We start from the raw sequence: 13517 nt of genomic DNA, 5'->3' as shown, positions 1-13517 counted from the left end.
AAGGGGATTATATACAAATGGATTCAACTTTCTTTGAGACCTACATGCCGATTTATTTCCAAGGCGCAGGTTATACGATTGGCCTTTCAATCAGTGCGATCGTACTGGGCGTCATATTGGGGACAGGATTGGCATTGATGAAAATGTCGCCCAACAAGTTCCTCAGCATATTAGCGAAAGGGTACATCCAAATTGTGCGGGGTACACCATTGTTGGTGCAATTATTCATCATTTATTATGGATTGTACGTCATCAATATTGAATTGCCTGACTTCCTATCCGGCGTCATCGCTGTATCATTGAACTCGGCAGCCTACATCGCCGAAATCATCCGTTCCGGAATCCAAGCAGTCGACAAAGGCCAAATGGAAGCCGCCCGCTCGATCGGGATGAGCAAATCAATGGCGATGCAAAAAATCATTTATCCACAAGCCATCAAGAATATCCTTCCGGCTTTGGGTAACGAATTCGTTACACTGATCAAAGAAACATCCATCGTTTCCGTGTTAGGCTTGCGCGACTTGATGTTCGCCGCAAACACGGTCCGCGGTGCGACATTCTTGCCATTCGGCCCGCTAGTGGTCGCTGCTGTGATGTACTTCATCATGACATCAATCGTCTCTAAATTAGTGGACATTCTAGAAATGAGGTTGAAACAAAGTGATTAAAACAGAAAAACTTACGAAATCTTTCGGGGATAAGCAAGTCCTAAAAGGCATCGATGAACAAATCAACTCGGGTGAAGTGGTCGTTATCATCGGCCCATCCGGATCGGGCAAAAGTACGTTTCTGCGCTGCATGAATCTGCTGGAGGAACCGACAACCGGCAAAGTGATCTTCGAAGGACAAGAGATCAACAAAAAAGGTGTGGACATCGATTCCATCCGCACAAAAATGGGTATGGTGTTCCAAAGCTTCAATCTTTTCCCGCATCTGACGGTATTGGATAACATCATGATCGGACCGCAGCAAGTCAAGAAAATACCGAAAGACAAAGCCGAAGCGATCGCCAGAAAACTATTGACGCGTATGGGTATGACTGAGAAAGCCGATGTTTATCCACAATCCTTATCAGGCGGACAGAAACAACGGATCGCAATCGCGCGGGCCTTGGCGATGGAGCCGGATATGATGCTGTTCGATGAACCGACATCCGCGCTTGACCCGGAAATGGTCGGCGAAGTGTTGCAGGTAATGAAAGATCTTGCGTTGGAAGGCATGACGATGGTAGTCGTGACCCACGAAATGGGCTTCGCGAAAGAAGTCGGCGACCGCATCCTTTTCATGGATGACGGCCAAGTGATGGAACAAGGAACACCGGATGAGATTTTTAATCATCCTAAAAGTGAGCGGACAAAGGATTTCTTATCGAAAGTCCTATAAAATAAAAAAAGAAATTTGGAGGGGTTAGGATGAAAAAAGGATTATTGAAATTAGCTTTGGGTGCAATGAGCATTCTTGCTTTGGCGGCATGTGGCAATACAAGCGAGACAGCGGACAGCTCCGCAACAGATTCAGTAGCTACAACAACGACAGATAAATTGCAGGAAATCAAGGACAGCGGCAAATTGGTGATGGGTACATCCGCGGATTATCCTCCATACGAGTGGCACCTTGTGAAAGACGGCGAAGATAAAGTGGTCGGTTTCGACATCGATATCGCGCAAGCAATCGCTGATGAATTAGGCGTTGAGTTGGAAGTCAAAGACATGGACTTCGACGGCTTGATCCCAGCATTATCCACAGGCAAGATCGATATGATCATCGCCGGCATGAACCCGACTGAAGAAAGAAAACAAAGCGTTGACTTCACTGACATCTACTACACACAAAAAGACGTATTGGTGATCAGAAAAGAAGACGCTGCAACCATCACATCTGAAGATTCATTGAAAACAGCTGCATTGGCTACGCAAAAAGCGACAATTCAAGAAGATTACCTGTTGGAAAACTTCCCGGATGCTGAAATCCAATCCGTACCAAAATGGAACACGGCAATCATGTCTTTGACAACTGGAAAAGTTGACGCTATCTTGATGGTTGAAACGGTTGCGAAGCAGTTCGTTTCCCAAAATGATACTTTGATGATCGCTGAATTCGATGTACAAAGTGACCCGAATGAATCAGCAATCGCAGTCGCTAAAAACGGCGGCGAATTCTTGAACACTGTCAATGATATCTTGACAGAAATGAAAGACAGCGGCAAGATTGAAGAATTGATTCAAGTCAATACACAATTGATGGAAGACAATACAGCAGAATAAAAACAGTATTAAACCAATAAAAGTGCAAGGGGTGCTCTGAAAAGGGCATCCTTTTTTTGAGACAAGGAAAGAATGCGGAGGAATCACGATTGAAAAAAGGGTTTTTGAAAATGATTTTGGGAACGATGAGTCTTTTGACTTTGGCGGCATGTGGAAACACGGGCGGAACAGCCGACAACGCTGCGACGGATGGAAGCAGCGCCCTGCAGGAAATCAAAGACAGCGGCAAATTGGTCGTCGGAACTTGTGCTGATTATCCTCCGTATGAGTGGCATCTTGGGCAGGACGGAGAGGACAAAATCATCGGCTTCGACATCGATATCGCCCAAACCATCGCGGATGAACTGGGGGTCGAGCTGGAAGTCATAGATATGGACTTCGATGGCCTGATTCCGGCATTGTCCGCTGGCAAGGTCGATATGGTAATCGCCGGCATGAACCCTACGGAAGAAAGAAAACAAAGCGTCGATTTCACGGACATTTACTTTACTCAAAAGGATGCCCTGGTGATCAAGTCGGAGGATGCGGATAATATCCGCTCGGAAAACGACCTGAAGAAAGCCAGGTTGGCGACGCAAAAGGCGACGATCCAGGAGACGTACCTGCTGGAAAATTTTCCGGATGCTGAAATCCAGTCCGTGCCGAAATTGAACACGGCCATCCTGTACCTGGTCACCGGCAAAGCGGATGCTGTATTGATGGTGGAGACTGTTGCGAAGCGCTACGTCGAAGAGAACGAAGGCCTTGAAATCGCCGACTTCGACGTCGCCAGCACGCCGAACGAATCGGCCATCGCCGTTGCGAAAGACAGCGAAGATTTTCTGGATGCGGTGAACGATATTTTGGATGAGATGGAAGACAGCGGCAAGATCGAGGAACTGATCCGTACGAATATTGAGATTATGGATGAGAACACCGGGGGGTAGCTGGATAGCCAAAAAGAAAGAGAAGGAACAGTCATCCGCGGAGGTGAGTGTTTCTTCTCTTTTACTTTGTTTTATTTCCGGATGTTGTTTCAGCTTGTGCCGGCTTCTTTATTTTTTCTTCTTCAAATCAACATAGCCATTGTACACTGTTGCGAAGATCCCAAAGAGGATGCCGACGATCGGGAAGATAATCCAGGCGCTCCCCCAAGCGTAATAAACGAAGCCTGCAATCAAATAGATGGCAGCAGCCAGCGGGAAGACGACACCCGCGACGATACCGACCACTTTATTCTTCTCGGCCTTATCCTTAGCATACTCACCGATCGACAGCAGTTTTTCGTATGTCTCGTCCTGAATGCCGTAGAAGATAAACAGGAAGACGCCGATTGCGATGAAGCTTAATAGAAATACGAGCGACAGGCCATTATCCTCCCCGAGCAAAACTACGGAAAGGAGCATCGAGACGGGCGCCAGGATGCAGAGCGCAACCCCAATTGCGACAGCGACGGCCAAACGCGGCCGGAAGGCTTTGTGCTCAGCTTTCAGGCGGGAGTAGGTCGTGGAGTCGAGCTGGACCCGTTTCTCTTCCAGTTCAAATTGCTGTTCCTTCATGCCGTAAAGGATAAACAGCGCGACGCCGGCTGCGATAAAAATAAACAATGGCACTAGTGTCAGGATGTCCAGCAATTCACTCGTACGGCCTCCTTGGCCATTCCGATAGCCGGTAAGGTACTGACCGAGAAACAGACTGGCGGGGCCCATGATGCATAAGAAAACACCAGTCGCCATCGCCCAGGCGAAGTGATGACGATGATCAATATATTCATCGACTTGTTCGGGCGTAAGATAGACTTCATTTTGGAGATGTTCTGCAGGTGCAACCGGTATGTCCGATACGGTGAAGTCATCAATATTACCGTGAGCCGATATGGCGCCACTGATTGCCTCGTGCTCGCTTTTGCCTTCTGATTTCAGTTGTTGGTACTTGTTTTGCATGCTATTTAACATGGCATTCTTTTGGTCCAATACTTCCGGCGTCTTTGGTAGATTTGTGAAGACGGAATCGACATAGTTTTTGATCGTATCCATAGTTTTTTTCTCCCCATTCCTGATGATGAATCTGATTCGGTAGCTGTTATGAATGATCCAGGTGAACCTTACATAATTAAGATTAATAAGTGCTTTTATATCAACTAAAGTGTAGCACTTTTAGATGGGGTGGGGAAATGATATGAGCGGAGTGGTATTTTAGCCGATTTTGTATGGGGAATTTTACAGAAATCCATAAAAAGGAGCAGACGATGACCTGCTCCTTATGGAAAAACTCTACTGTTTAGGCATGCTTGTGACGGTTTATGAAACGCATAACATAATCAGTCGGAAAGAGCCTTTCCTTATACATCAATGCCAGGGAAAGGGCGACCTGGATGCAGGCAATCGCAAAGGTCACCACATGCAGCACCTCAATGGTCCGGATCATCAGGACCTGAACGAGTAGCCAAATCAGCAACACTCCGCCGGTGCTAAAGCTGACATAGGCCTGATAGCGCGAGCGGAAGAGCATAAAGGCGGCAGCAAGCAATTGCCCTAGGCCAATGACAATAAAAAGCAGCATTCCGGGAATCAAAAAAGTCTTAAAAGGGGAATTAGACAGCATATCGGTAGAGATGCCAAACGGGTCCATAGGTCGTGATATGGCAGCCCAGCCGCCAAGAAAGGCGAAGATAGCCACAAACAAATGGGTTAGCGACAATGAAACTTTTAAAATTTTCATGGTACTCCCCTCCTTCAGGGAAGCGTATTGTCAAAGTTTAGCTCTGACATACGTTAAATATTGTCTTTTTTTTATATTTGACAGGAATTATGGCAAAGATAGATGGCAAAGCAGCCAGAACGGGAGCCAAGTGAAAAAAAGAGGGTGCGTTTAAGCGGTTTCGATTCGCCTTCATTTTATCATAAATAGTCTTCTGCTATAAATTTATCAAGAAAATCCAAAGTGAGTGGAAATTTGCATAGTTGTATATTCGATAATTTTTCAAGGATTTGATTTCTCTGACTTTTTTGAATTTTGACGATAGATATTCGAGAGAAAGTCCGCTTTCTTCGGCGATTATCACAGTGATTCTAACGTGACAATGTTCCGTAATATAATCGATGAGCTTGGTAATTACTTCTTATAAATTCCATTCGCGTCTACGATACAGAAAAGAGGATATGCGGTATGTCCCACACTGAATAGAACAAGCGTTCTTGAATGTGCGCGCCATTAGACGTATACTTAGATCGTATCTTTACAGTGGTTTAGAAGGGGGGACGTCCAACATGTTCGAATTCATAAATAAAATATTCAAAAATAAGAAGCTTTCTGAAGAAGAAAAGATATCAATCATTGAATTGGTGAATAATGAGGAGTCTTTCATCAAACCAAGAGATCTGATCGCGGAGCAGGAACATCTGAAAAAAGTTAAAGAGATATCTGAGCAGAAGGCCGCGGAAAGAGCTTGGATCAGCTACGTTTCGCCGCCCGTAAGATTGAATGACAATTTCACAAGACAGACCGAGGAAGTGATTGGTGCATTGTTTGAAAGATTATGTGCTACCGTCGATGTGGAGCTGAAGAAGAAGCATAAAAACATCAAACATGTGAAATATGAGCGTTACTATTATCATGTATCTGTATTTGACGAAGTTTATCGGCTATCCAAAGAAGTGGTCTATTCGTTTTACAGACAGGATACCATTCCTGTGGCTGATTTCTTTTCCTATGACTTGAAGGCCATGTTGTCCAGGGACATCCAAAAAATTATTACGCATGAGTTTGATGCGTACCAGGAAAATTTACCATTCCCGGATGAGGAGACCAGAAAACAATTCGGCTTGACGCCATTCGGCAGCAAAATCGTTTGGTGGGATCCATCAGGAATGCTGCGCGACAAACAATTTTTTGATGGGATCGAAATGGCGTATTTTGATCAACTGAGGAAAAGGGCGACGAGGTTTACGGAAGTCCCGGCTGTCATGGCCCATTGTTTGGGGAAATACGCAGACCTGATGCAGCTTGTGTTGCATGACCTTGAGGATGAATCCATCAAATGGAAAATCAAGCCCAATAATTATTTCAGGAAATATTTTCATTTGCCGTTGAATGATGAGCGTATCTGGGCAGAAACGTTCCGTCTGCCGGCAGACCTTTACCTCCTGGCTGAAAACATGATCCGCAAGGAGGTCGAGGGTCTCCGCGTGTTGCCTGCTGAAGAAAGCCTGCAGAGCCTGCAAAAATATTTGCCGGATGAAACGATCCGGAAGATTAAAGCATATCTGAGCCAGAAAGTTGAGCTGGAGCTGGATTATCAGACTATAGCAGCCTTGCGGACCGTGAACAAGACTGTCTGGCATGAGGCAGCCAATCTCATCATCAAACAATCGATAGAGCAAATTAGTGGGCAGCTTAAGGATATTGCAAAAGATCCAGACTTGAAAAAGATAGCCATGAAGGTGATCAAACAAAGCGAGGAAGTGGATAAGCGCATCATTTTTGTATTTTTAATGGAAAGGGCAGCTTTACCCGTATCAAAAGCGCTGCAAAAAGAGCGGGATGGCTTCATTCATCCAACCAGACAGACCGATTATCAACAGTTGCTGCTTGATGCAAATCTGACTATCGAAAGTTTGCCGGAGCTGTTAATGGAATGCACGCAACCGCTACGCAGAGAAATCAAACTGGACACAGCCTTAATCACCGCATCACATTCTGCCTTGGATACCATCATTGATATGGTCGATACTTACTTGAGTGATGAGGAAACCGGCGAAGGGCTGGATGCGGCTGTCAACCTGAACTTTTTTGCCGAAATGGAATTATCGCCAGCCGAGGAACAAAGCGAACCAGAAAGTGCGGCCGCCACATCGGTAGCTATTTCAGCCGTCACTATAAAAGAGACCGAAAATACGGACACTGAGCAGGAGTCAGAGCATATGCTGTTCCTGAAACAGTTGGTGGTAGGCAACGGGATATCTTTGGATGATTTTAAAGTACACGCAAAAAATAAAGGGAAACTCCATCAGGCGTACCTAACAGAATTGAATGAAGTGTTGTATGAAATATTTGATGATCAAGTGCTGGTGATCAGCCAGCAACAAGTCATCATCGAAGAGGATTTTATGGAAGAAATGAGGGAATGGATTTATGGCTGAAATCAAGCTGAGAAAGAAGGATGCCCAAACGATTATTGATTCACTTGAGGCAGGCGTTGTTCCTGTAAAAGGGGTACAGCATGTGCTGGTGGGCAGGAGCAATGAAGTCAAGGAGATCATCGACACCTTGCAAAAATTGGAAGACGGCAACAGTGATCTGCGATTTTGGGTGGGCGATTTCGGATCGGGAAAAAGTTTTGTTTTGCGGACGATCGAATCGCTGGCGCTGCAAAAGAATTTCGTCGTCTCTACGATCGACTTGACCCCAACGCGCCGTTTCTATGATTCATCCGGGAAAGCCTTGGCGTTGTACAATGAAGTCGTCAATAAGATCGTCATCAAGAACAACCGCGACGGGAATGCCATCGAGACAATCGTCCAGCAATGGATTCAGGTTCTGCTCGAGCAGATTGCCGCGGAAAACAGCCTCACCGTTCCTGCTTTGATGGAAAAGAACCATTGGAAATTGGTGGAGAATGCCATCCTGAAGACAACGAATTCCTTCTATTCTTCGGGGCTTTCCTACGAATTCGGGCAAGCACTGATGAAATATTTCGAAGGGATTGCGGGCGACAATATGTCCCTGCAGATTGAAGCGATACGCTGGATTCGTGGGGATATCACGACGAAAACGGAAGCCTCCAAAGAATTGGGCATCAAGAACGTCATCAACGATTCGAACTATCTCATTGCGTTGAAAAATCTGGCGGAACTATTCTTGAAGATCGGATACAAGGGGTTTGTCATAAACTTTGACGAATCGGTCAATCTGTACAAATTACCCCGTTCTTTGACCCGTGAGAAAAATTATGAAATGATCCTCAATCTTTACAACGAAACGAAAACCAATGAAGCAAAAGGCTTGTTCATCAATTTTGGCGCAACGAAGCACACGGTTTATGACGAACGAAGAGGATTGGCCAGCTATGGCGCTTTGAAAACACGCTTCGGTAATGAATTGATGAAAAACAAAGACTATGTCAATGTGAACAGTACCGTCATCGATCTGAAGCCACTGACACCGGAAGAGATCTTTATCCTTTTGACCAAGTTATTGGAAATATACAATACAGCCTATCAAACGACGCTGACAGTGAAGGACAGCGAAATCAAGCAATACATGGAAGACCAGTTGAACCGTCCGGGAGCTGCGTCATTTTTGACGCCGCGGTCCGTCATCAAGGATTATATCGAAATCCTGTCCTTGCAGCGCCAAAATCCGGACTATTCTTTCAGCCACATACTTGCGGATCGGTTTGGTAGAAAGTCTTCCGTTGTGGCGAAGGACGCAGATGATCACGATGAAATAGAGGTTTACTGATGCAGGCATTTGATAGTCTCAGCCGAGACATCCAGCAATACATCTATGATAAAGGGTGGCCAAGCTTGACGAGCATCCAAAATGCTGCTATCAAGCAGGTTGCCAATACCGATCACAACCTTATTCTGTCAGCTCCGACGGCATCGGGAAAAACGGAAGCGGCATTCATCCCGGCGCTGAATAGTGTGGAAGATTGGGAAACGGGGCTGAAAGTGCTGTACATCTCTCCTTTGAAAGCCCTGATCAATGATCAGTTCCAGCGCATCAGCGAACTCAGTGCGTATTTGGATATTCCAATAACACGCTGGCATGGAGAAGTTTCCCAAGCACAGAAAAAGAAAGTTGTGAATCAACCGAAAGGCGTGCTTTTGATCACACCAGAATCGATTGAGGGCATGTTGGTGAATCGCCCTGGCGAAGCGCAGCACCTCTTTAAAGGCGTGGAATGGATCATCATCGATGAACTGCACAGTTTTCTGGGGACGGAACGGGGCATTCACCTGCAATCACTGCTGCAACGGATCAGCCAATTCATGCAAGTGCCACGTTTCATCGCGATGAGCGCAACTTTGAACAAGAAGGATTTCGGTTACGCGAAAGCCTTCTTCGGCAGCAATCGGGATACGGATATTCTCGTGGACCGTGATAAAAATGATCTGCTCATCACGATAGACTACACGAGTGGTGAGGCGGGTCCATTCGTTGCAAGGGAATCCTTGGCAGCGATTTATCAGTATTCCAAAACGGAAACGATGCTGATTTTTCCGAATTCCCGCAACCGGGTGGAAGAAATCACCCATAAATTGGATAAGATGGCAAAAAAAGAGAACGCGCCTATCCGCTATTTTGCCCACCATTCATCGGTGGACAAACTTTTGCGTGAAGAAGTGGAATTTTTTGCCAAAAATAATGAGGATCAGTTGTTCACGATCACCTGTACCTCCACCTTGGAATTGGGAATAGACATCGGATCGGTGGACAGCGTGGTGCAGTATGGCTCCCCTCCGTCCACTTCTTCGCTCAGCCAAAGACTGGGGCGCAGCGGACGGAGAACCCACCAAAGCATCCTGCACATTGTGGAAGACGACTCCTGGGAAATGCTGCAGACCTATGCCGCATTGGATTTGTTGGAACGCGGTGAAATGGATGCCACGGAAATGATCGAGACTCCCTACAACGCTTTGGCGCATCAAGTGATGGCGATCCTCTTCCAAAAAGTCAGCATGCCGATGACGCAATTGTTTCAGCTGAATAAAATATTTCCAGTCTGGAGAGCGATTCCGGATGCGGATTTGGCGCTGTTGATTGACTATATGGTAGAAAAGGATTTCATCGAAATCATGGATGATGAGGCGATTGTGGGCTTGGAGGGGGAACGACTGCTGCGTTCCAGGGATTTCTACGCACTGTTTTTTACGACCAGTGATTTTTCTGTCCATTACCAGCATGAGCGCATCGGCAGTCTGCCGTTTACACCTGATATCCAAATTGAAAGCAAAATTCTGTTGGCGGGCAGGGTGTGGATCGTGAAAGATATCGATGTCAAGGCTAAGCGCATCTTGGTGGAAATGACGAAAGAAGGAAGGCCCCCTAAATTCATCAGCGACGAAGGATTCGTTTCCAATGAAGTGCGTGAAAATATGGAAAAACTCTTGCGGACGGGAGAGTATCTTACCCTGAACAATGACAAGATCACACGTGATTTTGATTTTCTGAAGAGTGAACTTTACTATGATGACGGGAACTATTGGTATGAGGACAACCAGACGAATATAGGTGTTGTGACATTCAGGGGGACTAAGTTCAATATCGCTTTGTTGCTGCTCATCAAGAGCATTGCGGCTGAGGGAGAAAAATATCAACTGCATGACAAACACTCCTTGATAACGGGTCCCGATATAAAAAGAATGGTTGAACGACTCGCTGGAGGGGATGTTTCCCTGGATAATGTCGTAGCATATCTGGAGAAAAACGAGAAGGCCATCGAAGAGTTGACGGCCCATCAAAAATTCATGCAATTGGTTCCCACAAGTTTGAAAATCAAATGGATTTTGAATAACTTTTTTTCGATTTGAGTGTGGACGGACTAGGAAAAAGGGCATACCATCGTTTTGGTGTTGTGCTCTTTTTCGTGTCTAGGGAGATGGACTTGAAAATGGCCGAATTGAGATTATGTCAGCTAGCGTAAAAAGGTGGAAGGAGCTTATTGATTTTCGACAGTATGAAGAAGAAATTATTGTCTTCAAGTCATATTTTGTGTATGCTAAAAATATAGACTTTTTAGAGATGATCTACTTAATTTGATCTTGGAAAGCTAGACATTAACGAGAGGTGCAGTGTTAAAATATGCAAAAATATGTCGTCATATCCAATGACATTCGGAATAAAATCGTAAAAGGAGAGTACGTTGCCAATCAACAGATTCCCTTCGAAAAAGATATGTGCATTCATTACAATGCAAGCAAAATGACGGTCAAAAAAGCGTTGGACATCTTGGTGGCGGAAGGATTGGTTATCAAGAGGAGAGGCTCCGGTACTTTTGTGAAGGACCTGAACCTGGAAGAAATCGAACGCGTGACGATGGCGAATCAATTCCGCGGCACGACTGCGCTCAATGCTGGGAAGAAGGTCCGCAGCAAAATACTTAATTTTTCAATCGTGAAGGTACCGGAAGAAGCAGCGAAAAAGTTGAATATTTCGCTTGGCAGCTTTGTGTACGACATCTATCGGGTACGCTATGTGGAGGATGAGCCGACCGTGATGGAAAAAATCTACATGCCGATTGATTTGATACCTAACATTAAAGAAAAAAATATCAGCGGATCTATTTATGACTACATCGAGAAGGATCTTCATTTGAAAATACAAAGCGCGCATAGGACGGTTTCCGTTCGCAAAGCTACTGACTTTGAAGCGGATGAGCTTGGACTGGAAAAGGGTGATCCAGTGGCGGTAGCCGAGCAGATCGGCTATCTCGATACCGGCAATGCGTTTGAGTTCTCCACCTCTGTCCATCGCTACGACAAGTTTGCCGTTGAGATTGTTTTGACGCGCAATTGAATTGTAGATCTGCAGGAGCAGTTGCAATTTGGCGACTCGGGGGCTTGAACTCCGGTGAAGCTGTTGCTCATCGAAGAACGCGACTTGAAATCATGCGGGAACTTCTATGAGGGCTGAGCCGCCGGAGGAGGATATCGAAAAGCAGCAAGAACTCCGGTCGAGCCATCGTTCGCCGGAGCAGCATACATTACTGAAAGTTTTTAGCGCAGAAGGGCCGCCTCAAAAAAATGAGGCGGCCCTTCTGCGCTTTTCTTAGTTTTTCATGCCTTCGATGAAATCGATGGCGGACTGCAGGATGCTTTTGTCGTTGTCGTATGTGATGGCTTGCAAAGCTTCGTTGAACGGCATCCATGCGAAGTCGGTGACCTCGGCATCCTGTTTTTCGATTATTTCCGTATGGGCGAAGGCGATGAAGTAGACGACTTCTTTGATTACACCGGGAGCAGGGGAGTAGCTGACGGATTTCCGGAAGGTGGTGCTTAGATCGGTGCTCAAGCCGGTTTCTTCCTTGATTTCCCTCAATGCTGTTTCGACTTCCGTTTCGCCTTCCTCAACATGGCCTTTTGGAAATGCCCAATGGCCGCCGTTTTCGTGTTTGATCAATAATACTTTTCGATTGGTGTTATCTGGGGAGAGCACGATGGCTCCGCATGATTTTTCTGATTTCATAGTTTATGCTCCATTCGTTTGTTTCATTTTACTTTTCCAAAAACGCAGGGCGTCTATCATATCTTTCCGGCAATTGAGATAAGGCAAAAACACCGACACCACCGATACCGAGATGAACGCCCAGAACCGCGCTTACCCTTAATAAGACAAAGGAAGCTTCCGGCAAGGCCTCGCTCAGCATTGCTTTGAGTGTTTGTGCGATTTCTGGATCGCCCACATGGCTGATGACAACGAGTTGATCTTGATAGGGACCGATATGGTCGACCGTTTTTTTGATGATACGTTTGTAGACACGGTTATGTCCGCGCAGGAGTTGGTCCATCACGATTTTGCCTGCCTTAACGGTCAACAAAGGCTTGATGTTCAGATTGTCACCGATGACGCTTGTTACTTTATTGATGCGGCCACCTTTCTGTAGCCAGTCCAGATTAGCGATCGTGAAGGAATAGGAAGTATGCGCCACGATTTCTCGCAGGGTTTGGGCAACGTCATCATGGGAATGGCCTTTATCCAGCAAGCTGAGGGCTTGGATGGCAGCCAAGCTAGCGCCGCCGCAACCGCCTTGCGAGTCGATCAAGGTTAGCTTCATCTCCGGGTATTCTTCCCGGTACATCTCAAATACTTGATGGGCTACCGCATGTGTTCCAGACATTGCGCTTGAGAAAGACAAATAAATAAGATCTTCGTTGGCTTTGCGGTTGCGGTCCAATATTTCCAATAGGTTGGCGATGTCAATCTGTGAAGTCTGTGGCATCTCTCCTTTGCGCATCACTTCGTAGACGCGTTCCAAATCGATTTCGATGCCGTCCTTGTAGCTTTTGCCATCGATGATGATGTTTAACGGCAGGTACTCCAGTTTGGTATGCTTGCGCATCGCTTCGTTAAGGTCACACGTTGAATCTATTATTAATTTCGTCAAAATTTCACTCCTTATTTTTCAGCCATAACTACCTGGTCTGGTTTGAGACACAACCGATACGCATTGCGCTTGGATGAACGGTGGGACGACCGTTTTCGTGCTTGATCAAGAGAACGTTTGGGTTGTCGTTATTGCTGGAAAGAACAGTAGCTCCGCATGATTTT

Annotated in this window: 12 protein-coding genes; 8 read left to right on the top strand and 4 right to left on the bottom strand. The window is 45.9% G+C overall.

The features are described from left to right. Window positions 1–17: 17 nt before the first annotated feature. The 4 genes from BLV66_RS05830 to BLV66_RS05815 all read left to right on the top strand — a co-directional run bounded on the left by BLV66_RS05830 (window position 18) and on the right by BLV66_RS05815 (window position 3190). Window positions 18–668 (top strand): amino acid ABC transporter permease, encoded by a 651-nt coding sequence (locus tag BLV66_RS05830; RefSeq protein ID WP_086987378.1) that lies wholly within the window; start codon window positions 18–20, stop codon window positions 666–668. After that, window positions 661–1383, top strand: coding sequence for an amino acid ABC transporter ATP-binding protein (locus tag BLV66_RS05825; RefSeq protein ID WP_086987379.1), 723 nt, complete (start codon window positions 661–663; stop codon window positions 1381–1383). Before BLV66_RS05830 ends, BLV66_RS05825 begins: the two co-directional genes overlap by 8 nt. Before the next feature lie 29 nt (window positions 1384–1412). Next, window positions 1413–2264 (top strand): transporter substrate-binding domain-containing protein, encoded by an 852-nt coding sequence (locus BLV66_RS05820; protein WP_086987380.1) that lies wholly within the window; start codon window positions 1413–1415, stop codon window positions 2262–2264. Window positions 2265–2353: 89 nt separating this feature from the next. Beyond that, window positions 2354–3190 (top strand): transporter substrate-binding domain-containing protein, encoded by an 837-nt coding sequence (locus BLV66_RS05815; protein ID WP_086987381.1) that lies wholly within the window; start codon window positions 2354–2356, stop codon window positions 3188–3190. A gap of 108 nt (window positions 3191–3298) precedes the next feature. Here the strand turns inward: BLV66_RS05815 and BLV66_RS05810 are convergent, their stop codons facing one another. Together BLV66_RS05810 and BLV66_RS05805 are read right to left on the bottom strand one after the other, a co-directional pair. Then, window positions 3299–4279, bottom strand: a complete 981-nt coding sequence (locus tag BLV66_RS05810) for a hypothetical protein (RefSeq protein ID WP_086987382.1) — start codon at window positions 4277–4279, stop codon at window positions 3299–3301. 244 nt (window positions 4280–4523) lie between these two features. After that, window positions 4524–4964 carry a hypothetical protein gene (locus BLV66_RS05805; protein WP_086987383.1) on the bottom strand — a complete coding sequence of 147 codons (441 nt, stop codon included), beginning with the start codon at window positions 4962–4964 and terminating at the stop codon, window positions 4524–4526. Window positions 4965–5512: 548 nt separating this feature from the next. Here BLV66_RS05805 and BLV66_RS05800 point away from each other — a divergent pair. The 4 genes from BLV66_RS05800 (at window position 5513) to BLV66_RS05785 (ending at window position 11765) form a co-directional block, all read left to right on the top strand. Then, the gene (locus tag BLV66_RS05800) at window positions 5513–7384 is read left to right on the top strand and encodes a tellurite resistance TerB C-terminal domain-containing protein (protein ID WP_086987384.1); all 1872 of its coding nucleotides are present in this window, start codon (window positions 5513–5515) and stop codon (window positions 7382–7384) included. Further along, window positions 7377–8705, top strand: a complete 1329-nt coding sequence (locus BLV66_RS05795; protein WP_086987385.1) for a BREX system ATP-binding domain-containing protein — start codon at window positions 7377–7379, stop codon at window positions 8703–8705. Before BLV66_RS05800 ends, BLV66_RS05795 begins: the two co-directional genes overlap by 8 nt. Then, window positions 8705–10780, top strand: a complete 2076-nt coding sequence (locus tag BLV66_RS05790; RefSeq protein WP_086987386.1) for a DEAD/DEAH box helicase — start codon at window positions 8705–8707, stop codon at window positions 10778–10780. Before BLV66_RS05795 ends, BLV66_RS05790 begins: the two co-directional genes overlap by 1 nt. A 271-nt stretch (window positions 10781–11051) precedes the next feature. Next, complete coding sequence (locus BLV66_RS05785; protein WP_086987387.1) at window positions 11052–11765, top strand: GntR family transcriptional regulator; 714 nt, start codon at window positions 11052–11054, stop codon at window positions 11763–11765. Window positions 11766–12017: 252 nt separating this feature from the next. Here the strand turns inward: BLV66_RS05785 and BLV66_RS05780 are convergent, their stop codons facing one another. Together BLV66_RS05780 and BLV66_RS05775 are read right to left on the bottom strand one after the other, a co-directional pair. Beyond that, window positions 12018–12434: a bis(5'-nucleosyl)-tetraphosphatase gene (locus BLV66_RS05780; protein ID WP_086987388.1), complete on the bottom strand. Its 417-nt coding sequence runs from the start codon at window positions 12432–12434 to the stop codon at window positions 12018–12020. Between the two features lie 28 nt (window positions 12435–12462). Continuing rightward, a complete protein-coding gene (locus BLV66_RS05775) occupies window positions 12463–13353 on the bottom strand; it encodes a DegV family protein (protein WP_086987389.1) in 891 nt (296 codons plus the stop codon). Between the last annotated feature and the right edge of the window lie 164 nt (window positions 13354–13517).

This window comes from Trichococcus collinsii (genome assembly GCF_900107505.1).
GTDB lineage: Bacteria > Bacillota > Bacilli > Lactobacillales > Aerococcaceae > Trichococcus > Trichococcus collinsii.
The sequence above is the reverse complement of the archived record's forward strand: the minus strand, read 5'-3'. Positions and strand labels throughout refer to the sequence as shown.

What these genes read in the sequence shown, in the direction of transcription:
- BLV66_RS05830 (WP_086987378.1), top strand. Translation starts at nt 18, where the DNA reads ATGGATTCAACTTTCTTTGAGACCTACATGCCGATTTATTTCCAAGGC.
- BLV66_RS05820 (WP_086987380.1), top strand. Translation starts at nt 1,413, where the DNA reads ATGAAAAAAGGATTATTGAAATTAGCTTTGGGTGCAATGAGCATTCTT.
- BLV66_RS05810 (WP_086987382.1), bottom strand. Translation starts at nt 4,279, where the DNA reads ATGGATACGATCAAAAACTATGTCGATTCCGTCTTCACAAATCTACCA.
- BLV66_RS05805 (WP_086987383.1), bottom strand. Translation starts at nt 4,964, where the DNA reads ATGAAAATTTTAAAAGTTTCATTGTCGCTAACCCATTTGTTTGTGGCT.
- BLV66_RS05800 (WP_086987384.1), top strand. Translation starts at nt 5,513, where the DNA reads ATGTTCGAATTCATAAATAAAATATTCAAAAATAAGAAGCTTTCTGAA.
- BLV66_RS05795 (WP_086987385.1), top strand. Translation starts at nt 7,377, where the DNA reads ATGGCTGAAATCAAGCTGAGAAAGAAGGATGCCCAAACGATTATTGAT.
- BLV66_RS05790 (WP_086987386.1), top strand. Translation starts at nt 8,705, where the DNA reads ATGCAGGCATTTGATAGTCTCAGCCGAGACATCCAGCAATACATCTAT.
- BLV66_RS05785 (WP_086987387.1), top strand. Translation starts at nt 11,052, where the DNA reads ATGCAAAAATATGTCGTCATATCCAATGACATTCGGAATAAAATCGTA.
- BLV66_RS05780 (WP_086987388.1), bottom strand. Translation starts at nt 12,434, where the DNA reads ATGAAATCAGAAAAATCATGCGGAGCCATCGTGCTCTCCCCAGATAAC.